The sequence below is a fragment of the Klebsiella sp. GW_Kp181 genome, assembly GCF_040062315.1.
GTDB lineage: Bacteria > Pseudomonadota > Gammaproteobacteria > Enterobacterales > Enterobacteriaceae > Klebsiella > Klebsiella oxytoca.
The window spans coordinates 1-22,949 of the sequence record NZ_JBEAFR010000088.1; the positions used below are offsets into that span (position 1 = coordinate 1).

Below are 22,949 nucleotides of genomic sequence, written 5' to 3' on the forward strand. Positions count from 1 at the left end.
CCCAGGCCCTGAAAGCCGCTTAATATGAACTGTCCAACTTTATGGGGTCAGTCCACAGAGCGCCGGCTTTTTATTTACCGCTTTCGCCGTCAGGTATTCGCCGCCGGTTTTTGCTCGCTGGATTTGGTGTTTTCCAGCATCCGGCGCACCGGAACAATCAGCAGGCACAGCACCGCGGCGCAGATCAGCAGCGCAATGGAGCAGCGTGCAAACAGGTCAGGCAGCATATCCAGCTGATCGGCCTTCACGTGACCGCCAATCAGACCCGCAGCCAGGTTCCCCAGGGCGCTGGCGCAGAACCACAGCCCCATCATCTGGCCGCGCATTCTTTCCGGCGCCAGCAGAGTCATGGTCGCGAGACCAATCGGACTGAGGCACAGCTCGCCCAGCGTCAGCATCAGAATGCTGCCCACCAGCCACATCGGCGAAACGCCCGCGCCGTTGTTGCTCAGGACATTTTGCGCCGCCAGCATCATCAGGCCAAAGCCCGCCGCCGCGCACAAAATACCGATAACAAACTTGGTGATGCTGCTCGGACGTACGTTTTTGCGCGCCAGCGCAGGCCAGGCCCAGCTAAATACCGGCGCCAGCAGAATGATAAACAGGGCGTTAATCGACTGGAACCACACCGCCGGGATCTCGAACGAGCCGATCGTACGGTTGGTATAGTCGTTAGCGAACAGGTTAAACGAGGTCGGTTTCTGCTCAAACGCTGACCAGAAAAAGGCCGCCGAAATCAGCAGGATAAAGCATACCAGCAGGCGGGCGCGCTCTTTACGGCTCAGCCCGGCGAAGACGAACAGGTAGATAAAATAGAGCACCACCGACGCCGCAATCACGTAGACCAGCACGCTGGCCACCGCCACCGGGTTAATCACGATAACGCCCTGGGCAATCAACGCGACAATAACCGCTACGCCTACCGTCAGCGCCAGTAGCCATGCGCCGACGCCGTTTCGTTTCACTACCGGGCTGTTCCAGGTGGAATCGAGGCCGACTTCGCTGTCATAGCGTTTCATCGCCGGGACGGCAAAGACGCGGAAGATTATCAGCGCGACCAGCATCCCGATGCCGCCGATGCCAAAGCCCCAGTGCCAGCCGTGGGATTTGATCAGCCAGCCGGAGATCAGCGGGGCGATAAACGAGCCCATGTTGATGCCCATGTAGAACAGCGAGAAGCCGCCATCGCGGCGCGCATCGCCTTTCTTGTACAGCGTACCAACCATCACCGAAATACAGGTTTTGAACAGGCCGGAACCGAGCACGATAAACATCAGGCCGATAAAGAACAGGCTATCGCCCATCACCGCCGACAGCGCGATGGAGAGATGGCCCAGTGCGATCAGTATCGAACCATACCAGACCGCTTTTTGTTGCCCGAGCCAGTTGTCCGCCAGCCAGCCGCCGGGCAGCGCGGCAAGATACATGGTCCCGGCAAAAATCCCGACGATGGCCGAAGCGTTCTCACGCGCCAGCCCCATCCCGCCGTCATAGACGGTGGCCGCCATAAACAGGATCAGTAATGGACGAATGCCGTAAAACGAGAACCGTTCCCACATTTCGGTGAAAAACAGCGAACCGAGCGGGTAAGGATGACCGAAAAAGGTCCGAGATTCATTTTTATTAACAGAGGAATGCATAACTTCTCCCAAAGATGTCCGCAGCGCTTTAGCGCAGCGGAAAGCGTGTTGGCCTTTTATACACAAGGCCAATCATTCACATTTAATGTGACGTTATTTAACCATTTGATAACCTAATAATGGTCCTGTCTAGTCCCTTCCCCCAACTTTTTAGATGAAAAGTCGACAAACGTCTACTTTTACAGATTTAAAGTTGGCGAGAGAGGAAATGTGATTGACATCATAAAACAGAGCATCTTAGATATATTTTTATTTATAAAACAAACAGTTAAATATAATTATTTTTATAGCTATCCGTGCCGTTCAGCCGACGCTGTTGTCTACCAATAACCTTAATAAATACATGCCTGAGATGCTCAACGAGGGGAAAGAGCGATAAAATGCACAATTGTCATTGTGAAAAAAACGTTACCCGCAAGAACGGATAAGCCGCTATCCGCTGCCAGCAAGCGAAGGTGGCGCACCGCCCGTCCCCGCGTGGCGAAGAGAAGAATAAATTCGGCTATAAAGTCGCTATTCCGGGCGCCAGAAAGGCGAAGAAGGGATTACGACGTTTTAAGCGACAGAAAGAGGTTTTACTGGCATATAAAACAAATGCGTCACGAATCGCTCCCGTTCCTGGCGAAGAACGGGCGTGACGCAGAATGGTTAAGACTCCCGGTCGCTATCGGCTGGATTATTTAATCCAGCGATCTTTAATTTCGCTGTATTCAGGTGAAGCCATCACTTTCTCCAGCGCCTGGTTGATCTCCGCCAGCAGCGGATTGCCCTTACGCAGCGCAATGCCCAGCCCTTTGCCGTAATACTCCGGGTCGGTGGCGCGCTCATCCATGATGACGAAATCCGGGTTTTCCTTTAACCAGTTTTTCATCGCCGATACGTCGCCAAACACGCCGTCCAGCCGTCCGTTACGCAGATCGACAAGCGCGTTCAGATAGCTGTCATAGGCCTGCGACGCAATCTCACGATGGCGATCCTGAAGGTAGCGCTGATGGGAAGTGCCGTTCTCCAGACCAAGCTTCTTGCCTTTTAAATCGGCAAAGGTGTGGAAGGTATCTTTGCGCACGACCGCCACCGCCGACAGTTCGTTGAAGTACGGCGTCGAAAAATCCACCTGCTTCTCACGCAGCGGCGTGATATCCATCCCGGCGATCGCCGCATCCATTTTCTTAAAACGCAGTGCCGGAATAAGGCTATCAAAACTCTGATTGGTGAAGCTGCAGGTAGCCTGTAGCTCCTTACATACCGCTCTGGCGATATCAATATCAAAACCCGCCACCTGATTATTGCCGTCGACGAATTCAAACGGCGGATAGGTTGCGCTGGTGCCAAAATGGATCACCCGCTCGGCCGCCAGCGCCGAACCGGTAAATAAACCGAGCGCAAGTGCGAGATAAGCGCCTTTCATAGTCATGCTCCCTGTGATGCCCTCACGATAATTCAGCGTTCTGAAAGATGGTCGGGATTGTTATTTATCGTTGGCGACGAATCGTATTCTTCGCCTGAATCATTATCCGCAATGATCGACCGCTCGGCGCGCGGCCGGTGAAAATCAGCGCAGCCGCCCGAACGGAGAGAAAAATCATACATGAAGTGGCGCGGGTTCTGTAGATTACCCCCGGCTTTTCGGAGGAAATTCGTTAATCATATCCGTGGGTTACCGCAGGCATCACAGCAGAATATGCCAGAGAGGAGGCGCTGCCCCCAACCCAGACAGGTCGTTACGCATTTAATAAAGAGAAAAGTTTTACCACAGAGGCAACGCGTAAAATAAAACGTCTTCTCCCGCTAAATTAGCGCCGCCGGAACCGCACGCTAGAGATGCGCCTCTTCATCCAGAGAGATCACCTGAATGCCGGCATGACGATACGCCTGAACGTCATCAGGCAGACGATCCACCACCACGGTATCAATACGATCCGCGGCGGTAAACTGGGCAAGCGAGGTATTATTCAGCTTGCTGTAGTCGCAGACGATAATCACCTGACTGGCGTGTTCAACCATGCCGCGTTTCGTTTCTGCCAGCATGATATCGGCCACGCAGGCGCCGTGTTTCAGCGACAGCGAATTGGCGCCCATAAACGCTTTATCGACGTTCAGGGTATCAAGTATGGAACGTCCGTTGATCGCCACCACGCAGTGGTATCCCTTCTTGACGATCCCACCCAGCAGAATGGTTTGAATAGAAGGGCTGGCTTCCAGCTCGCGGGCGATTTGGTAATCATTGGTGACCACCGTAACGTTCTGTCGGTCGCGAATATTGCGCGCGATATGCAGAGTCGTGGTACCGGTATCCAGCACGATAATGTCGCCATCCTCAACCAGCGCCGCCGCGCGCTGGCCGATCCGCTCTTTCGCGCTGAGGTTAACAATTTCGCGCGCGTCCGACGCCTGTTCAAAGCTCGCCCGCGTCCGAAGAACGGCGCCGCCGTGGGTACGGGTCAGCAGCCCCTCCTCTTCCAGCTGGCGGAGATCGGCACGAATGGTGGCGCCAGATACATTAAAGACGTCACACATCTCAGAAACAGCCACTTTGCGTTTTTCCCTGAGAATACTGAGCAACTTCTCCTGTCTTTCTTCTGCAAACATTCTGCCTCTCTCTTATTTACGGCACGTTACGCGCGATGCGGCGCTGGCTTACCTTTGCGTATCAGTCGGGTCCCACGCTGAGCGCATCCAGCCTGTCGTATAAGGCGGCGGATTGCCAGTACAGCGTATCAAAAAGCTCGCTGCAGGCGTGGTAATAATCCCGCAGACGGGGATCTGGCGAAATCAGTTTGTCGAACTGCACCGTCTGGCGCACGCCGCTGGCAAAATCGGCGTACAGCCCCGCGCCAACCCCGGCGATAATACCGCATCCGGTGACGCCATTCTCCTGATTGCGCGTAGATAATATCGGAAGATTGTACGCCGCGGCTTTGATTTCAAGCCACAGCGGGCTGCGCGCGCCGCCGCCGGAAGCGATCATTTGTTGCGGATATTGCCCGCACGCCTGCAGCTGGCGAAGATTGCGCCAGGACGCAAAGGCCACCCCTTCCAGGACCGCGCGGAATAAATGACCGCGGCGATGCTTACGCTGCAGGCCGAAAAACTGCGCCCGCGAGTTCGTGTGTTCGGTCAGGCGTTCTCCGGTCAGATAGGGAAGAAAGAGCAGCCCTTCCGCGCCCGCCGGCACCGCTGCCGCTTCCTGCAAAAGCTGCGGATGCGTAATCTGGTTATCGGCCAGCGCCAGCCGCGCCCAGCGGACGGCATCGCCGCCGGCGTCGAGAATCGTAAATCCGCCCCAGGCCGCGTTAGCCAGATGAAGGTTATTGACCAGCGGGTGGCGTAACGGCCGCGGCGACACCACGGTGATCAGCGTCGACGTGCCGGTGGAGTCGGACGCCATCCCCGGCTCATATACTCCCGAGCCCAGCAGAGAGGCCGCCATGTCTGACGTACCGGCAACCACCGGGATCCCTGGCGGCAGGCCCGTCAGGCCGGCGGCGCGCGGGGTTACCTGGCCGATAATGTCGCTGGAAAGTTTAAGATCCGGTAGCTGATCGACCCGCAGACCAAACGTTTCGCAGGCTTGCGAAGACCAGGCGCGGGTTTCGCTGTCCATCAGGAAATAGCAGGACGCCTCGCTATAGTCGGTCGCCAGGGCGCCGGTCAGCATGAAATTAATATAGTCCTTCGGCATTAACACTTTGGCGAGCTGCGGCCAGCGCTCCGGATGATGTTCACGCCACCAGGCTAATTTAAAAGCGGGCCACGCCGCCGCGGGTGGATTATTTAAATGCGCCAGCCACTTCTCCCGCCCTTCGCGCGCGCTAAAGGCATCCACCTGCGGCTGGCTACGCTTATCATTCCACAGCAGCGCCCTGTCCTCCACCAGCTCGCCGCGATCGTCCAGTAGAACGGTACCGTGCATTTGCCCGCAGGCGCCAATAACCGCAATCTGCGCAGCCGTTTCAGGATAGCGGTAAAGCACCTCGCGTATGCAGTCGCAGGCGGCCTGCCACCATAAAGACGGGGCCTGTTCTGACCAACCCGCACGCGGCGTGGTTTGCTCATACTCTCTTTGCGCAAAGCCGATCATCGCGCCGTCAATGCGCAAAATAGCGGCACGGGTGCTGCCAGTGCCAACATCAATCGTGAGTATTTTATCTTTCATCACTGACTCCGGTGACGTCTTAAAGCGGGCCATCAGGCCCGCGGTCTCTCAGTTTAATCGGCGTTCAGCTCGGGAAAACGTTCCGGATGCTGCTCCAGTTCAGCCAGCACCTTTGTTACTGCGCCATGGCTCATGCCAAAGCGGCGGACGCCAAGCTGGTAGAGCGCGCGCACCGTGGCCAGATCGCGAATGCCTCCGGCCCCTTTGATATCGATTCGGCCTTTAAGCTGGTCGGCAATGATGCTGACTTTTTCCACCGTGGCGCCGGTGGGCGCCCAGCCGGTAGAGGTTTTGACCCACTTCATCCCCACCTCTACGGCGATATCGCACACGCGGCGAATCTGCTCCTCATTGAGATAGTGCGTTTCGAGGATCACTTTAGCCGGTACCGGGGCGGCGGCTTCCACCACGCGGCGCAAATCTTCGCGCACATAGTCATAATCGCCGGATAACACTTTGCCGATATTCACCACCATATCCACTTCGCGGGCGCCATCGGCAATCAGCTGGCGCACCTCCTGAACCTTGGTGTCGGTGGCATGCCCGCCGCCGGGAAAACCGACCGGCCCGCCAATCATCACCTCTCCCGTGCCCTGCTGCGGCAGCAACGTACTGAGAAAACGCGTCCAGCAGGGCAGAACGTGGACGGAAATAATGTTGTATCGGGCAGCCAGCTCGGCGCAGGCGCGAACGTCCGCTTCGGTACTGGTGGCCTGGACTGCGCTCAGGTCAACTAAACGTGCAAAACGACGGGTTGTTTCATTCATGGTCTTATCCTGCTCTTTGTTTTTAATTGCTTTCATTTAATGCTGTTATTCGGCTTAAATCCATTTAAAAACGCATCAAATGAAAATAACGTGATCGATTTAGCATTTTTTTATTTTCATTTGTTTTTAATTAGCAGGCAAGAAATGAACAGTGCCCTCGCAGAGCGGGCGCAAACGGTCATAAACGGGCGCAAAGGCAATATTGCATTTATTTTTGTTTGTTTTTGTTTATGCCTGAATAGCGGGCGAGATAGCAAAAACGCTGGCGGCAGTGCAGCCGAAATGCGTGCGCTATCACACTGTCCGGCAGCGAAAAGCTCGCCTTCGCCGGACATTCCCGAGGTCTCAACGCCCTGCGCAAGGGAAAGGTAATCTGATTATGTACTTCAGGAGAGAGCTATGTTGCCGCTGGAACGTCATCGTTTGATTGTTGAACTGCTGGGCCAACGCGGCGTGATGCGGGTAAATGAGATTGCGCAAGCGACTCGGGTCTCAAGGGAAACGATTCGCCGCGATCTGAGCGAGCTGGAACGGAAAGGGATCTTAAATCGGAGCCACGGCGGAGCGCTGGCGGCGGAAAACCCGCTGCCGACGACCCGAGCGGCAGCGTCCGCCCTGCCGGTCGAAGATAGCCAGGGAAGCTTTCAGCAAAGAACGCTGCTGCACAGCGAAGGCAAAATGCGCGTTGCCCGTAAAGCGCTGCAGTTTCTCCAGCCGGGAAAGACCATCGTCCTGGACGGCAGCAGCACCAGCTGGTTTTTGGCCCGGCAGATGCCGGAGATGGCGTTAACGGTTATTACGCCCTCCATCCGCATCTTACAAACCCTGATGAGCCGACGCTCGTTGCATCTCGTGGGGCTGGGGGGCGACTTCTCCCCGACCGAAGAGTCGTTCTTCGGTGAAACTGCCTCACGAACGCTGCGCGAGTATGCCATCGATACGCTCTTTTTCTCCTGCCAGGGTCTGGAGCGCGATAGCGGCTTATATGCGGGTACGGAAGCCCACGCTGCCCTGCTGAAACAGATGATGCTGGCGGCCCGTCAAACCGTGGCATTGGTCGACGGCAGTAAGCTGGGGCGAACAGGCGTCGCGCGCATCGGCGGATTGGGCGAGCTGGACTGTCTGGTGACCGAAAAGTTTGTCGATCCGCTGCTGGAAAAAGAGATGACCTGGCATAACGTCGGCCTACAAATCGCCTGAGTACGCCGTCATGACGTGACGGTTAATACGCGCAATGTCGAAACGCTGCTTCCCGCGGCAGGGCCAGACTTTGCCTGAAATCAGCCACTACCGGAATAAATGAGGCCTTATGCGTTATTACCTTTCTCCCTCGCTCATGTGTATGGACATGATGAAGCTGACGGAACAGCTGCACTTTTTAAACGGCAAAGCCGACAGGCTGCATGTCGACATAATGGACGGCCACTATGTCAAAAATCTGGCGCTATCGGCCAGCTTTGTGGCGCAGATTCGTCCCTACACATCGCTTCCCATCGATGTCCACCTGATGGTCGAAGAGCCCGCCTCGTTTATCCCGTCGCTGATAGAAGCCGGCGCTGACGCTATTTCACTGCATCCGGAAACCATCTGCCGCGAAGCCTTCCGGCTCATCAATATGCTTCGCCAGGCGGGGAAAGAGGTGGGCATGGTGCTCAATCCCGCCACGCCGGTTGAGAGCATCCAGCACTATCTGCATCTGCTCGATAAGGTGACGGTGATGACCGTCGATCCAGGCTATGCCGGTCAGCCTTTTATTCCCGAAATGCTCGCCAAAATCGCGCAGCTTCATCAGCTAAAAGAGAGCGGCAACCTCAGCTTCTTGCTGGAAGTCGACGGCTCATGCAATCGCAACACCTACCGCGAGCTGCTGGGAGCCGGAGCGCAGATATTGGTCATGGGCAGCAGCGGTTTATTCCGCCCGGATATGCCGCTTGAGCAGGCCTGGGAAAAAATGTCCCGCGATCTGTCCGCCGCGCTGCACTCCCCCGAGCTCGTATAAAGGAGCGAATGATGTCAGGAAAAGTCTGTGTTTTTGGTTCATTCAATTTCGACATGGTTGCCAGGGTGGAGCGCTTTCCGGTACCGGGCGAGTCGTTAGTGGCCTGCGGAAGTATGACCAGCGCCGGGGGGAAAGGGGCGAACCAGGCCACCGCCGCGCTAAAAGCGGGGGCGAATGTCCACTATATCGGCAAGATTGGCAATGATACCTTCGGCCATTTTGCCCGCCGTCATCTGAAAGGCGTGGGCTTCAATGCCGTGACGCTGCTGGTCGCCGAAGACGTCCCCACCGGCAACGCGCTGATTTATGTGGCCGGCAATGATGCCGAAAACATGATTGCCGTCGACCCCGGCGCGAATATGACGGTGACCGATGATGAAATCGCCGGCTGCATTCCCGCTATCGGCTGCGCGGATGTGGTGCTGGTTCAGCTGGAGAACAATCTTTCCGCCATTGAGCAGGTCGTTGACGCCGGCAAAGAGGCCGGGGCCTTCGTGGTGCTCAATCCTGCGCCCTGGCAGCCCGTTGAGCACGCCTTTCTAAGCAAAGTGGATCTGCTCACGCCGAACGCCACGGAGGCCGGGTTAATGACCGGGCGCCGGGTTGACTCTCTGGCGGCCGCGGCCGAGGCCGCCGATGCGCTGCATGCTCAGGGCGCGCGCAACGTCATTATCACCCTCGGCGCAAAGGGCGCCCTGCTGAGCGAGCAGGGCGTGAAATCCCCTATTCCGTGCTTTCCTTCTCATCCCCGCGATACCACCGGCGCGGGCGATGCCTTCAACGGCGCGCTGGCGGCGCGACTGGCCTGCGGCGAACCGCTGCATGCCGCAGCCCGATTTGCGGCGGCCTACGCCGCCGTCAGCGTCGAAAAGCAGGGCGCATCATCTTTACCTGAGTACCAGGAGGCACGAGAACGGCTTTTGCGTGCCGCCTCTGATTATGAAATGGCATAAACCCTACTGTATAAAAACCATTAAGAGGATAGCTCAATGAGTACGCTAATCACGGATAAGGTCGATAAAGCGGCGGTCCACAATGAAAAACTGGACACCAGCGCGTATTTACCGCATACCCCCTGGCTGCAATTTTTACTGGTCTGTTGCCTGTTTGCGCTATGGGGGATGGCGGGCAACCTGAATGATATTTTGATCGCCCAGTTTAAAAAGGGCTTCGATTTAACGGATACCCAGACGGCGCTGGTGCAGTCGATTTTTTTCCTCGGCTACTTTTTTGTCGCCCTGCCTGCGGCGGCGCTGATAAAGCGTTATTCCTATAAAGCGGCGATCATTATTGGGCTGTGCCTGTACGCCCTCGGCTGCTTCCTGTTCGTTCCGGCCGCGCAGATCATGACCTACGGCGCGTTCCTCGCCTGCCTGGGGGTGATCGCCTGCGGACTCTCTTTTCTGGAAACATCGGCAAACACCTATTCAAGCCTGCTGGGCCCGATTCAATCGTCCACCCAGCGCATTAACTTTTCGCAGATCTTCAACTCGCTGGGCGTGATTTCCGGCGTGCTGATTGGCCAGGTGATGGTGTTTGGCGAGAACGATCCGAGCCATGAACAGCTGCTGGCGATGCCCGCCGCCGCCGCGGACGCTGCGCGCCATCAAATGGTCGGCCAGGTGGTCGGACCCTATCTGATTATCGGCTCCGTGCTGGTGGTGCTGGCGCTGGTGTTCGTGTTTATTAAATTCCCGTCGTGCAAGGGCACGCCCTCTCAGCAGCAGCAACTCCCGACGGAAAGCATGGGACCTACGCTGAAACGCCTGTTTGCTATCCCGCGCTTTCGCCTCGGGATCCTGTCGCAGTTTTTGTACGTCGGCGCCCAGGTTGGCGTATGGAGCTTCACGATTCGCTTTGTGCAGCTCGTGCAGCAGGGCACCAGCGAGCACTCCGCGACCTACTGGCTGCTGGCTTCTCTGGTGATTTACGCGGTGGGTAAAACCGTGGCCACCTGGTTGATGAACCGCCTGAACCCGGCGCTGCTGCTCGGTAGCTTTGCCCTGGCCGCCACTGTCCTTTTATTGGTTGCCGTATTCAGCAGTTCAATGCTGGCGGTCTATGCGCTCATTCTGGTCAGCTTCTGTATGGCGCCATGCTGGCCGACGAACTTTGGTCTGGTCATCAAAGGGATGGGGAAAGATACCCAGACCGCAGGCTCGATCGTGGTGATGTCGATTATCGGCGGGGCTGTTATTCCGCTGGTGATGGGCATTATCTCGGATATGAACGGCGGCAATATGCAAATCGCCTTTATCGCTCCGCTCCTGTGCTTTGTGTATGTCGCTTTCTACGGTTTCTGGTGCGTGCGTAAGGGGGTATAACATGCGCGAACTTATCAACACGATTGCTCATATTGGCTATCAGGTCAGTGACTTAACGCGTTCGCTTGCCTTCTATGAATCGCTGGGCTTTCAGCGCCAGCAGCGGTTTAGCAAGCCGTCGCCGCAGGGCACTATTGAAGTCGCGTTCCTGGAAATGGCGGGCGCCGTCCTCGAGCTGTATCAGCTTCCCGCAGGAACGCCCTTTGACGCTCCTCGCTGCGGTATCGATCATCTGGCGCTGGAAGTCCGCGACCTGGATGCGGTGCACCAGCGGCTGGCGGCGCTCGGTTATCCGCTCGATGAAGGGCCGATAGAAGAAGACAACGTGCGCTTCCTGCTTATTCGCGGCCCCGATGGCGAACGGCTCGAGTTCGATGCCTTTAAGCGCTAAGCGGCCGGCCTGATCCCCTTCTCCCTTTTAGGCCCGGTTAATACGGGTCTAAAAGCGGGCTTCCTCAGGCTTTACAAAAGCCTGCCTGATTCCAGATTTTCTCCCCCCACCCGGCCTCTCCTGCCTATTGTGCAATGTTACAAAATTGCTTCTGTTTTGTTGATTTTCTATTGTGAGCCATTCGGCAATTTCCTCTCCTGAATTTCCCCAGACTACTTCCAGTCAATACGCAATATCAGGAGAGACAAATGAGCAGCACCTCCGCCGACTTCCAGAATCTGTACCAGGCCCTGAGCCACAGCGCCGCCCGTAGCCCGGATGCCCTGGCGCTGGCGTTTGAGGATCGGCGCTATCTGTACCGCGATTTTCACCTGCGGGTACAGCAAGCGATGGCGCAGCTTGACCAGGTCTGGTCGCTGCGCAAAGGCGACCGAATCCTGCTGGCCTGGGGGAATCATCCCGCTTTTTGCGAAGTCCTTTTTGCCGCGCTTGGTCTGGGCATCGAAGTGGTGCCTTTCAGCACTAAGCTTAAGCAGGCCGAGAGCGAGGAGCTGGTGGGCCATATCGCCCCGCGGGTCGTGCTGTTCGATGCGACCGTACAGGACTGGCTGAAACACACCCCCGACGCGCGCGCGGTTTCACTCAGCGAATGGCAGGCGCTCTCACTTCCCGAACCGCTGACCCGCCAGCCGGTCCCGGTTAACCGCGACGATACGGCGGTGATGATGTTCACCTCCGGTACCACCGGAGAACCGAAAGGGGCGATTATCACGCACAATAACCTGCTCTGCGCGATTGACGCCTATACGCAAAAACTGAATCTCACCGCCGCGGATAGCACCATTCTGGCGGTACCTATCTATCACATCACCGGCCTGTCGGCGCTGCTGGCGCTGTTTATTAGCCTCGGCGCGAGCATCTGGCTTCAGCACCGGTTCAACGCCCCGCAGGTGATCAACACCCTGCGCGAGAAGAACATTACCTTTCTGCACGGCTCGCCAACCATTTTTATCCTGCTGTGCCAGGCCGCGCGCGAGCAGAGCGCCAGCCATCCGGGCGATTTTCCCGCGCTACGCACGATTGCCTGCGGCGCGGGCCACCTGAGCGACGGACTGATCAACGAGTTAAAAACCCTGTTTCCGCATACGGCGATTCAGCCGATCTACGGTCTCACCGAAACGACCTCGCCCGCGACGATTTTTCCGGGCGACGTCTGGGGCAGCGATAAATGCGGCAGTTCGGGCCAGGCGATCCCCGGCCTCGCCATTACGATCCGCAACGATCGCCAGCAGCCCCTCCCCGCCGGGCAAATCGGGCATATCTGGCTAAAAGGCGATGTGGTGATCCGCGAGTACTGGCAGCACAGCGAACGACGCCCGAGCTGCGATGCGCAGGGCTGGTTTTGTACCGGCGATCTGGGCTATCTCGACGACGAAGGCTGGCTGTACATCAAAGACCGCAGCAAGGACATGATCAATCGCGGCGGAGAGAAGATCTACTCGCTAGAGCTGGAGAACATCCTCTCTACCTATCGGGGAGTGCGGGAAGTTGCCGTGATCCCGACCCCCAGCCCGGTCTATGGCGAAGAGCCGGTGGCGTTTATCGTGCCGGACGGCCAGCACCACCTGACCAGCGAAGAGATCCTCGGCTGGCTAAAGGTCAAAATCGCCCGCTTTAAGCTGCCGGCGCGCATTATTTTCACCCGTGTTTTACCGCGTACCCATAACGGAAAAGTGAGCAAACAGCAGCTCAAAACGCGCCTCGCGGAATCCATCATCACGCTATCAACGGAGGATAAAAAGTGAGCAGCAAATTTATCGACGCCCATCAAGCGGCGCAGTGGGTCGCCAGCGGCGACACCGTCTGCACCGTCGGGATGACGCTTATCGGCGCGGCGGAGTCCATTTTAAGCGCTATCGAAGCGCGCTTTCTGACCGCGGGCGAACCGCGCGATCTGACGCTGCTGCATGCCGCTGGGCAAAGCGATCGCCAGCGCGGCATCCAGCACTTCGCCCATCCGGGTATGGTGACGCGGCTTATCGGCTCGCACTGGGGCCTGGCGCCGCGCTGGATGGCGATGATCAACAACAACGAAGTGGAAGCCTGGTGCCTGCCGCAGGGGCAGATCGTCCATCTCTATAGCGCGATGGCCGCCGGGCTTACCGGGCGGCTTTCCCCCGTCGGGCTCGGTACCTTTGTCGATCCGCGCATGGAAGGCGGGCGGATGAACGCCCGCACCCGCGAACGGCCCGATCTGATCGAGCACGTGACGTTTCGCGGCGACGAATATCTGTTCTACCCGGCCATTCCGCTGGACGTGGTCATTGTGCGCGGCACCCATGCTGATGAAGAGGGCAACCTCACGACCGATGAAGAGGTGATGAAGCTGGAAGTTCTGCACGCGGTTCTCGCCGCCAGACGCTATGGGGCGAAGGTGCTGGCGCAGGTGAAATATCGCGTGGCGAAAGGCTCGCTGCATCCGAAAAGCATCACCGTTCCCGGCAACCTGATCGACGCCATTGTGGTGTGCGAAGAGCCGCAAGCGGATCATCGCCAGACCTCCAGCTGGGACTTCGATCCGGCGCTGTGCGGCGATATCCAGCTACCCGCCGCGCAGAACGCGCCGCTGCCGCTCGACCTGCGCAAGCTTATCGGACGAATTGCCTGCCGCTACCTGACGCCAGGCTGCGTCATCAATCTCGGCACCGGCATTCCCAACGATGTTATTGGCGCCATCATTCACGAAGAACGGCTCGGCGAGCAGGTCACCATCACCGTGGAATCAGGGATCTACGGCGGGCAGCAGGCGGGCGGCGTTGATTTCGGCATTGGTCGTAACCTGAGCGCGATGATAAGCCACCAGGATCAAATGCTTTATTACAACGGCGCAGGGGTCGATATCACCTTTATGGGCGCCGGCGAGATGGACCCGCACGGCCACGTCAACGCCACGCGGCTCGGCGCATCCTGCCCCGGCGCGGGCGGTTTTATCGATATCACCCAGAATGCCCGCCACGTCGTGTTCTGCTCCTCTTTTACCGCCAAAGGGCTGGAGATCGCCTGCGAACAAGGGGCCCTGCATATCCGGCGCGAAGGCGAGGTACGTAAATTCGTCGCCGGGGTTAATCAGATTTCTTACAACGGCGAGCTGGCCCGCGCCAAAGGACAAACTATGCATTACGTCACTGAGCGGGCGGTTTTCGAACTACGCCCGGAGGGGCCGGTGCTGACGGAAATCGCCCCCGGTATCGATCTTGAGCGCGACATCCTGGCGCATATGGATTTTCGTCCGGCGATCGCCGCGGATCTTCAGGTTATGGACAGTCGCTTGTTCACCCCGCAGCCCTGCGGCCTCGCGGAACATCTGTCCCGGAATTCATCCTCTGACTCACAAGGAAATTAGCTATGAAACTTGCCAGTAAAACCGCCATTGTTACCGGCGCCGCGCGCGGTATCGGCTTTGGCATTGCTCAGGTGCTTGCGCGGGAAGGCGCGCGAGTGATCATCGCCGATCGCGACGCGCATGGCGAAGCCGCCGCCGCGTCCCTGCGCGAATCGGGCGCACAGGCGCTATTTATCAGCTGCAATATCGGTGAAAAAGCGCAGGTCGAAGCGCTGTTTTCCCAGGCCGAAGAGGCGTTTGGCCCGGTGGATATTGTGGTGAATAACGCCGGAATCAACCGCGACGCCATGCTGCACAAACTCTCCGAAGCGGACTGGGACACGGTGATCGATGTCAATCTGAAGGGCACTTTTCTCTGTATGCAGCAGGCCGCCGTCCGCATGCGCGAGCGCGGCGCGGGCCGCATTATCAATATCGCTTCCGCCAGCTGGCTTGGCAACGTCGGACAAACCAACTATTCGGCGTCAAAAGCCGGCGTGGTGGGAATGACCAAAACCGCCTGCCGCGAACTGGCGAAAAAAGGCGTCACGGTTAACGCCATCTGCCCGGGCTTTATCGATACCGATATGACGCGCGGCGTCCCGGAAAACGTCTGGCAAATCATGATCAACAAAATCCCTGCGGGCTACGCCGGGGAGGCGAAAGACGTTGGCGAGTGCGTGGCGTTTCTGGCGTCTGACGGCGCGCGCTATATCAACGGTGAAGTGATTAACGTCGGCGGCGGCATGGTGCTGTAAGGAGAAAAACGATGACACAGGCTAATGATATTGTGGTTGTCAGCGGCGTCCGTACCGCTATTGGCACGTTTAACGGCAGTCTTAAGCATACCCACCAGCATGACCTCGGAGCAGCGGTCATTCGCGAAGCGATCGCCCGCGCCGGACTTGCGCCGCAGGATATCGACGAAACGATCGTCGGCAACGTCGGGCAAATCGCCGAAAGCGGTTTTATCGCCCGCATCTGCCAGCTGCGGGCGGGGATCCCGCAGGAGAGCACCGCGTATTCGGTTAACCGCCAGTGCGGCTCCGGACTTCAGGCCCTGGCGGACGGCATGATGCAGCTGCAAAGCGGCCAGGCCGAGGTGGTCGTCGCCTGCGGAACAGAAAATATGACCCAGCTGCCCTACTACCTGCGCAAAGCGCGCGATGGCTATCGCATGGGCCACGGCGAGCTGGAAGATGGACTGATCTCCATCCTCACCTGGCCGGAAGGGCCTTATCACAACGGCATCACGGCGGAAAACGTTGCGCAACGCTTCGGTATTACCCGTGAAGCGATGGACGATTTCGCCTGGTCGAGCCAGCAGAAGGCGCTGAAGGCGATCGCTGAGGATCGCTTCCGCGAGCAGATTCTGGCCCTTGAGGTGCCGGACGGCAAAAAAGCGACCCGCCTGTTCGCGACCGATGAACACCCGCGCGACACCCCGCGCGAAAAGCTCGCCGCGCTGCGTCCGGCATTTAAAGCCGACGGCGTGGTGACGGCGGCCAACTCCTCCGGCATTAACGACGGCGCGGCCGCGCTGGTGATGATGACCCGCCAGCAGGCGGAACAGCGCGGCTTAACTCCGCGCATGCGCATTCGCGGCTGGGCGGTCGCCGGCTGCGGCGCGGAGATTATGGGGTTTGGCCCCTCTCCCGCCACCCGACGCCTGATGGATCGTCTCAATATGGATGTTCACGCCATCGATTTAATTGAACTCAATGAGGCCTTCGCCGCCCAGGCGCTGGCGGTGATGAACGATCTGCGTCTCGATCCAGCCCGCGTTAACGTCAACGGCGGCGCGATCGCCCTCGGCCACCCGGTGGGCGCCAGCGGTGCGATCCTGCCGGTCAAACTGATGTATGAAATGGCGCGCAGCGGCGCGCGCACCGGTCTGGTCACCATGTGCATCGGCGGCGGCCAGGGGATTTCTATGCTGTTCGAGCGCGAAGGCGCTTAGGAAAAGACGGCCCGAAGTGGGGCTTCGGGCCGGGCGTCGTTCGGGTCAGCACCCGGCGACAACCTGTGAGCTGACGAACGGGATCGTCTCGATCCCGGCAAGGCTTCTGACCACGAATACGGGGAAATAATAACCATGTCCGCAATAAATGAAAAGGCGGTAAACGGGACGCCGCTACAGCGCACCCATAAAAAGATCTACCGCCATTTGATGCCGCTGCTTATCGTGGCGTACATCATCAGCTTTATTGATCGCACCAATATTGGCATGGCGAAAGCGACCATGTCGGTGGATATCGGCCTTTCCGCAACCGCATTCGGCCTCGGGGCCGGGTTGTTTTTTCTCACCTACGCGGTGCTGGAGATCCCCAGCAACCTGTTTTTAACCCGGATTGGCGCGCGGCGCTGGATCGCCCGCATCATGATCACCTGGGGGATCATCTCCTGCGGTATGGCGTTTGTCACCGGGCCTACGTCCTTTTACGTGATGCGCCTTTTGCTCGGCGCTGCCGAAGCGGGGCTCTATCCGGGCATTATTTACTACCTGACCCTCTGGTTTGGCCGCGAAGAGCGCGCTAAAGCCACCGGTCTGTTCCTGCTGGGGGTCTGCCTGGCCAACATTATCGGCGCGCCGCTGGGCGGTTTGTTATTAAGCCTTGATGGAATGTCCGGCTGGCACGGCTGGCAGTGGATGTTCTTTATCGAAGGGCTGCCCGCGATAGCGCTGGCTTTCGTCGTCTGGCGCAGACTGCCGGATAAACCGGCCGACGCCCGCTGGCTGGACAGCGACGACGTGCAGGCTATCAACGCGGTACTGGAGAAAGAAGCCGAGGAGACGCGCCATACGCCAAGCCGATTTTCCCTGAAAACCGCGCTCACCACCCGGGTGTTTTTGTTACTGGTGCTGATTTACTTTACCCATCAGTTTTCGGTTTACGGCCTGAGTTATTTCCTGCCGGGGATCATCGGTAGCTGGGGCCTGCTTACTCCGCTGCAGATCGGTCTGCTGACCGCCATCCCGTGGATCGCAGCCGCCGCTGGCGGGATCCTGCTGCCGCGTTTCGCCCGGACGGAACAGCGTTCGCGCAGCATGCTGATGGCCGGATATCTGGTCATGGCGACCGGCATGGCGATTGGCGCGATTGCCGGCCACGGCGTGGCGCTGCTTGGCTTCTCGCTGGCCGCCTTCATGTTCTTCGCCATGCAATCCATCATTTTTAACTGGCTCCCCTCGATCATGAGCGGGCATATGCTGGCGGGCAGCTTCGGCCTGCTTAACTGTCTCGGGCTGTGCGGGGGCTTTCTCGGGCCGTTTATTCTCGGCGCGTTTGAGGATCGCACCGGCGCGGCAACGTCCGGCTTATGGTTCGCCGTCGCGCTACTGATCATCGGCGCGCTGGTGTCTCTGTTCATCAAAAGTTCGTCATCCCCTGGCAGAGCATCGGCAAAACAAGCCGGCGGCGAAAAAGCGTAATCAGGAGGTCCTTATGCGCATCGAAGTCTTACTGGATTTAAAAACTCGACTCGGCGAAAGCCCGGTCTGGGATGTCGAACAGCAGCGTCTTTGGTGGGTGGACAGCCTCGACGGGCGCCTGTTCGCCTGTAACGCGCAGGGCGGCGCGATTAAGAGCTGGGACGTGCGGCAGAAAATTGGCTCGTTCGCCCTGCGCCAGAACGGCGAAGGCGCGGTGGTGGCGCTACAGAATGGCGTGCATCTGCTCGACTTCGCCAGCGGCGAGCTGACGCTGCTGCACCATCCGGAAGCGGACCGGCCCTTTAACCGGCTCAACGACGGCAAAGTCGATCGTCAGGGACGTTTTCTGTTCGGTTCGATGGATATGCGTGAAGAGGAGCCGAGCGGCGCGCTATATCGCCTGGACGCCGATCTGTCACTACACGTGCTGAAGAAAAATATCATTGTCTCTAACGCCCCCTGCTGGAGCCCCTCCGGCGAGACGTTCTATTTTGCCGATACCTGGACGGGCGAAATCTGCGCCTGGGACTACAACACCGCGACCGGCGATCTCTCCGGAGAACGAGTCTTTTGCCGTGTCGATAGCAGCGAAGGCGGCGCGGCGGATGGCGCCACCGTGGACAGTGAAGGCTATCTGTGGAACGCGCTGGTCTACGCGGGCAAGCTGGTGCGCTACACGCCGGAGGGCAAGGTCGATCGCATCATTGAGATGCCGGTGAAAAAAGTGACCAGCGTTATGTTCGGCGGCGAAAACCTCGACGTGCTGTACGTCACCTCAATGGCGCAGCCGCCCCTCCCGCGCTTCCCGGAAGATAATCAGCTGCGCGGCAGCCTGTTCGCCCTGTACGACCTGGGCGTGACCGGCGTAGCGGAACGGCGTTTTGCCGGCTAAGCGAACCTCCGGCTCGCCGCGATAACAATAATACCCGGCGAACTGACTCTGACCCTGACACCAGGCGGCGCGCATCATGCTGTCGCGACGCCGCGGAGTAAACACGACTATGACAACAATCAATCACACACCTGCCGGCGAACAAGGTGGAAAAAAGCGGCTGATACATCGTTTCTCCTGGGTTTCGCTGCTGGTTTGCTGGCTAATCTGGGTGCTTAACGCCTACGATCGCGAGATGATCCTGCGCCTTGGCCCGGTCATCTCTAAAGAGTTTTCGCTCTCGCCGGAACAGTGGGGCAACGTCGTCGCCCTGATTATGGTTGCCCTCGCGGTGCTGGATATCCCCGGCTCCATCTGGAGCGATCGCTACGGTTCAGGCTGGAAACGAGCGCGCTTTCAGGTACCGCTGGTGCTGGGCTATACCGCCCTCTCTTTTCTTTCCGGAATTAAAGCGATCAGCCACGGGCTGACGGCCTTTGTGCTGCTGCGCGTTGGCGTCAACCTCGGGGCCGGCTGGGGCGAGCCCGTCGGCGTCAGCAACACCGCAGAGTGGTGGCCGAAAGAGAAACGCGGCTTCGCGCTGGGGGTGCATCATACCGGCTATCCGATTGGCGCGCTGCTGAGCGGCGTGGTGGCAAGTCTGGTGCTTTCCGCATTTGGCGAAGGCAGCTGGCGCTACTGCTTCCTGCTGGCGCTGATCGTCGCCATCCCGCTAATGATTTTCTGGGCGAAATATTCCACCGCCGATCGCATCAACACGCTTTATCTGCATATCGATAGCCAGGGGATGACGCGCCCGGCGACCCAGGAAAGCAGCCATGTTGCCAAAGGCGAAGGGATGAAGACCTTTTTACGCACCCTGCGCAACCGCAATATTTCGCTAACGGCGGGCAATACCCTGCTGACGCAAATTGTCTATATGGGCATTAACGTTGTGCTGCCGCCGTATCTTTATCACGTCTCCGGCCTGTCGCTGGCAGCATCCGCCGGGCTAAGTATTATCTTCACGCTTACCGGTACCCTGGGCCAGATAATTTGGCCCTGGCTGTCCGATAGCTTTGGCCGTAAACGTACTCTGATCGTCTGCGGTCTGTGGATGAGTATCGGCATTGCGCTGTTCTATTTCGCCACCAATATGCCGCGTCTTATCGCCATTCAGCTATTTTTTGGCCTGGTGGCCAACGCCGTGTGGCCTATTTACTACGCAATGGCTTCGGACTCCGCCGAAGAACGCGCCACCTCTACCGCCAACGGCATTATCACCACGGCGATGTTTATCGGCGGCGGCATTTCGCCATTGCTTATGGGCTGGCTCATCCAGTTCGGTGGGGGATGGGAAAATCCGGCGGGTTATATCTACGCCTTCTTTACCATGGCGGGATGCGCGCTGCTGGGGATGTTATTGCAGCTCATGACCACCGATAAAACGCCGCGCAAAGCGCATTAACGCAGGAGAACGCATGAAGATTGTTATCGCGCTGGATTCGTTTAAGGGTAGCTGTAGCGCGCAGGCCGCTTGCGCAGCGGTAGCACAGGGGTTGCGCCGGGTTGACGAGGGGCTGGAGCTGGTCGAAATGCCCGTGTCAGACGGCGGAGAGGGGCTGCTCTCGGCCCTTGCGGAAAGTCCGCAGCTGAAGGGCGCAAGGTGGCAGCAGCAGCGTTGCTCCTCGCCTTACGGTCTCTCCGTAGAGGCCGCGTTTCTGATCCTGCCCGGCGAACGGGCCATTATCGAGATGGCGCAAAGCTGTGGGCTGGAGCTCACGCCGAAAGCGCAGCGGGATGTGCGTCTGGCCAGCAGCTTTGGGCTGGGTGAGCAGGTAAAAGCGGCGCTGGATGCCGGATGTCGGCATTTGATTATCGGGCTGGGCGGCAGCGCGACCAACGATGGCGGTATCGGTTTTGCCCAGGCGCTTGGCGCCCGCTTCTGGCGCGAGGACGGCACGCTGCTGCCGGTTCCCGCGGCGGGTCAGGATCTTGCGCATATTCAGCGCATCGATTTAAGCGCCATGGATCCACGCTTACGACAGGCCGAAATACAGGCCTCCTGCGACGTCACGAATCCTCTGCTTGGGGAAGATGGCGCCACCTGGGTGTATGGCGCGCAGAAAGGCGCGGACGAGGCCGCACTCAGGGAACTGGAGGCGGGTATGGCGCACTACAGTCGGCAGCTTACGCAAACGCTCGGCTACGACGTCAGCGAACGGCCCGGCGCCGGGGCCGCGGGCGGTATGGGGGCCGCGCTGATCGCTTATGCGGGCGCCACGCTGCGCCCGGGCATTGACCTTGTGCTGGAACTGCTTAACGCCGACCGCCATCTTAGCGATGCCGCGCTGACCATCGTCGGGGAAGGCTGGCTCGATCGTCAGAGCGCCTTTGGTAAAGCCCCGGTGGGCGTGGCGGGCAAAGCGGCGCGCCACGGCGTACCGGTTGTGGCCCTTTGCGGCGGACGCGATGAGAGCAGTCGGCAATTGTATCAACACCATATTGACGCGATGTGGTCTATTTGCCAGCGCCCTATGCCGCTGGCGGAGTCGATGAACACATGCGAACAGCTCCTCGCCGACGCAGCGGAGAATGTTCTACGAACCTTTCTGAGCGGGCGGCGCGGAGAGGCACATAAGCGGATAACTGTATGATTATTACGACGGCGCTGGCTAATGAAATTGTCGCCCGGGCAATGGCGATAATTCATCATAACGTGAACGTGATTGACCATCATGGACAGATCATTGCCTCAGGTGAACGGCATCGTATCGGCGAGCAGCATGAGATCGCCCGTGAGGTGATACGCACCGGTAAACGCATTTGTATTAACAACACCGCGGAAGCCGCGCGTTTCCAGAATGTGCATCCCGGTATTAATCATCCCATTATCTATGACGATCGCGTGGTGATGGTGGTGGGCATCAGCGGCGATCCCGCAGCGATCAGCCGCTATGCTGAACTGGCGGTACTCACCGCCGAGCTGCTGGTCCGCCAGGCCATAGAGATGCGGGAAACCAACTGGCGACAGCGTCTGCGCGATACCCTGTTTGGTCAATATCTTGATCAAGGCGCTTCGCCCGCCGGACAGGAAGCGCTTCATCGCCTGGTTGAGCTTGGCTTCGCTTTTGATGCGCCGCTGGTGCCGGTCGTGGTGACCGTGCAGGTTGAACAGCATCAGCTAAGCGAAATACTGAGTACGCTGCTGCGAGAATTCTCGCAGTTGGCCGGGGTAAGAGACGTCATTTTGCTGGGCAGCAATGAGATCCTGATCCTCAATACGCTGAGCGAATCCCAGGAAACGCTGCTGCGGGGCATCGAGTTTGTCCTCAGCAATCAGATCAGCCATTACCATATCGGCATTGGCGTGCAGGCGGACAGCGCTCCAGATATTCGCGAGGCCATCCGATTCGCCCGTTCGGTGATTGAGGTGGGGAGCAAAGTGCAGCCGCAGCGGCAGATCTACTACTTTCGCGAAATGGCGATGCTCTGCCTGTTCCGGGTGCTGGAAGACAGCTATATGGTCAATTTTTTTATCAATAACGTACGCCAGCTGCTTGAGCATGATTCCGGCGAAGTGCTGCTGGATACCCTCAGCAGCTTTATTGCCAATAACGCCGAGCCGGGAAAAACGTCGCTGCTGTTGGGGATTCATCGCAATACGCTCACCTACCGGCTGCAGCAGATTAAAAAGCATATTCAGCTCGATCCGATGGTCTTCACCGACCTGACGCAGCTGGCGGTGTCGGTACACTGCTATCGTCGGCAGAACCCGCGCCAGAGCGAATGGATTGATACCTTAAGCTAACGTGCGCCGGGCGAGCAGGCCGGTACGCGCCCTCGCCCGCCCTTCACAGCAAACACCGTGCCGGTCGCGTTCTGCTGGCCAGCAGAGGAGAGCGCTGACGTCAAAGACGCTCAGCGCCATCGCCACCTCGCACCGCGTATCACTCTGAGATCGACATTTATCAAAATAATAGCGC

Annotated in this window: 20 protein-coding genes; 15 read left to right on the plus strand and 5 right to left on the minus strand. The window is 58.4% G+C overall.

All coding sequences use genetic code 11. From position 1 onward, the window contains the following. Positions 1-89: 89 nt before the first annotated feature. The 5 genes from ABLV11_RS26965 to deoC form a co-directional block, all read right to left on the minus strand. Positions 90-1,640: a peptide MFS transporter gene (locus ABLV11_RS26965; protein WP_023330021.1), complete on the minus strand. Its 1,551-nt coding sequence runs from the start codon at positions 1,638-1,640 to the stop codon at positions 90-92. Between the two features lie 676 nt (positions 1,641-2,316). Further along, a complete protein-coding gene (locus ABLV11_RS26970; RefSeq protein ID WP_016809709.1) occupies positions 2,317-3,048 on the minus strand; it encodes an arginine ABC transporter substrate-binding protein in 732 nt (243 codons plus the stop codon). Between the two features lie 407 nt (positions 3,049-3,455). Then, a complete protein-coding gene (locus tag ABLV11_RS26975; RefSeq protein ID WP_004105409.1) occupies positions 3,456-4,229 on the minus strand; it encodes a DeoR/GlpR family DNA-binding transcription regulator in 774 nt (257 codons plus the stop codon). Between the two features lie 61 nt (positions 4,230-4,290). Next, complete coding sequence (locus ABLV11_RS26980) at positions 4,291-5,796, minus strand: FGGY-family carbohydrate kinase (RefSeq protein ID WP_224329830.1); 1,506 nt, start codon at positions 5,794-5,796, stop codon at positions 4,291-4,293. 53 nt (positions 5,797-5,849) lie between these two features. Continuing rightward, positions 5,850-6,599 carry a deoxyribose-phosphate aldolase gene (gene deoC, locus ABLV11_RS26985; protein WP_032705146.1) on the minus strand — a complete coding sequence of 250 codons (750 nt, stop codon included), beginning with the start codon at positions 6,597-6,599 and terminating at the stop codon, positions 5,850-5,852. A gap of 54 nt (positions 6,600-6,653) precedes the next feature. Here deoC and ABLV11_RS26990 point away from each other — a divergent pair, with 54 nt between their 5' ends. From ABLV11_RS26990 to ABLV11_RS27060, 15 genes are all read left to right on the plus strand, one after another. Beyond that, positions 6,654-6,935, plus strand: a complete 282-nt coding sequence (locus ABLV11_RS26990; RefSeq protein ID WP_162098317.1) for a hypothetical protein — start codon at positions 6,654-6,656, stop codon at positions 6,933-6,935. Positions 6,936-6,962: 27 nt separating this feature from the next. Beyond that, positions 6,963-7,763 carry a DeoR/GlpR family DNA-binding transcription regulator gene (locus ABLV11_RS26995; protein ID WP_004105414.1) on the plus strand — a complete coding sequence of 267 codons (801 nt, stop codon included), beginning with the start codon at positions 6,963-6,965 and terminating at the stop codon, positions 7,761-7,763. Between the two features lie 109 nt (positions 7,764-7,872). After that, complete coding sequence (alsE, locus tag ABLV11_RS27000; protein WP_142477963.1) at positions 7,873-8,562, plus strand: D-allulose 6-phosphate 3-epimerase; 690 nt, start codon at positions 7,873-7,875, stop codon at positions 8,560-8,562. Between the two features lie 11 nt (positions 8,563-8,573). Continuing rightward, on the plus strand, positions 8,574-9,515 hold the full coding sequence (locus ABLV11_RS27005; RefSeq protein WP_016809705.1) for a ribokinase: 942 nt from the start codon (positions 8,574-8,576) through the stop codon (positions 9,513-9,515). A 36-nt stretch (positions 9,516-9,551) separates the two neighbouring features. Next, positions 9,552-10,886, plus strand: a complete 1,335-nt coding sequence (fucP, locus tag ABLV11_RS27010; RefSeq protein WP_004105419.1) for an L-fucose:H+ symporter permease — start codon at positions 9,552-9,554, stop codon at positions 10,884-10,886. A 1-nt stretch (position 10,887) separates the two neighbouring features. Then, positions 10,888-11,277 (plus strand): VOC family protein, encoded by a 390-nt coding sequence (locus ABLV11_RS27015; RefSeq protein ID WP_348856074.1) that lies wholly within the window; start codon positions 10,888-10,890, stop codon positions 11,275-11,277. A gap of 248 nt (positions 11,278-11,525) precedes the next feature. Further along, positions 11,526-13,082: a class I adenylate-forming enzyme family protein gene (locus tag ABLV11_RS27020; RefSeq protein ID WP_126489529.1), complete on the plus strand. Its 1,557-nt coding sequence runs from the start codon at positions 11,526-11,528 to the stop codon at positions 13,080-13,082. Next, a complete protein-coding gene (locus ABLV11_RS27025; RefSeq protein ID WP_126489530.1) occupies positions 13,079-14,680 on the plus strand; it encodes a CoA-transferase in 1,602 nt (533 codons plus the stop codon). The genes ABLV11_RS27020 and ABLV11_RS27025 overlap by 4 nt, the downstream gene beginning before the upstream one ends. A 2-nt stretch (positions 14,681-14,682) precedes the next feature. After that, the gene (gene fabG, locus ABLV11_RS27030) at positions 14,683-15,417 is read left to right on the plus strand and encodes a 3-oxoacyl-ACP reductase FabG (RefSeq protein WP_004105424.1); all 735 of its coding nucleotides are present in this window, start codon (positions 14,683-14,685) and stop codon (positions 15,415-15,417) included. Between the two features lie 11 nt (positions 15,418-15,428). Next, entirely contained in the window at positions 15,429-16,619 is a 1,191-nt protein-coding gene (locus ABLV11_RS27035) for a thiolase family protein (RefSeq protein ID WP_004105426.1), read from the plus strand. A 135-nt stretch (positions 16,620-16,754) separates the two neighbouring features. Next, on the plus strand, positions 16,755-18,092 hold the full coding sequence (locus ABLV11_RS27040; protein WP_126489531.1) for an MFS transporter: 1,338 nt from the start codon (positions 16,755-16,757) through the stop codon (positions 18,090-18,092). 13 nt (positions 18,093-18,105) lie between these two features. Then, a complete protein-coding gene (locus ABLV11_RS27045) occupies positions 18,106-18,984 on the plus strand; it encodes an SMP-30/gluconolactonase/LRE family protein (RefSeq protein ID WP_004115225.1) in 879 nt (292 codons plus the stop codon). A 76-nt stretch (positions 18,985-19,060) separates the two neighbouring features. Then, positions 19,061-20,431: an MFS transporter gene (locus ABLV11_RS27050; RefSeq protein ID WP_023321586.1), complete on the plus strand. Its 1,371-nt coding sequence runs from the start codon at positions 19,061-19,063 to the stop codon at positions 20,429-20,431. Between the two features lie 13 nt (positions 20,432-20,444). Continuing rightward, a complete protein-coding gene (locus tag ABLV11_RS27055; RefSeq protein WP_126489532.1) occupies positions 20,445-21,620 on the plus strand; it encodes a glycerate kinase in 1,176 nt (391 codons plus the stop codon). Beyond that, positions 21,617-22,774 (plus strand): sugar diacid recognition domain-containing protein, encoded by a 1,158-nt coding sequence (locus ABLV11_RS27060; RefSeq protein WP_004105443.1) that lies wholly within the window; start codon positions 21,617-21,619, stop codon positions 22,772-22,774. The genes ABLV11_RS27055 and ABLV11_RS27060 overlap by 4 nt, the downstream gene beginning before the upstream one ends. Positions 22,775-22,949: the final 175 nt, after the last annotated feature.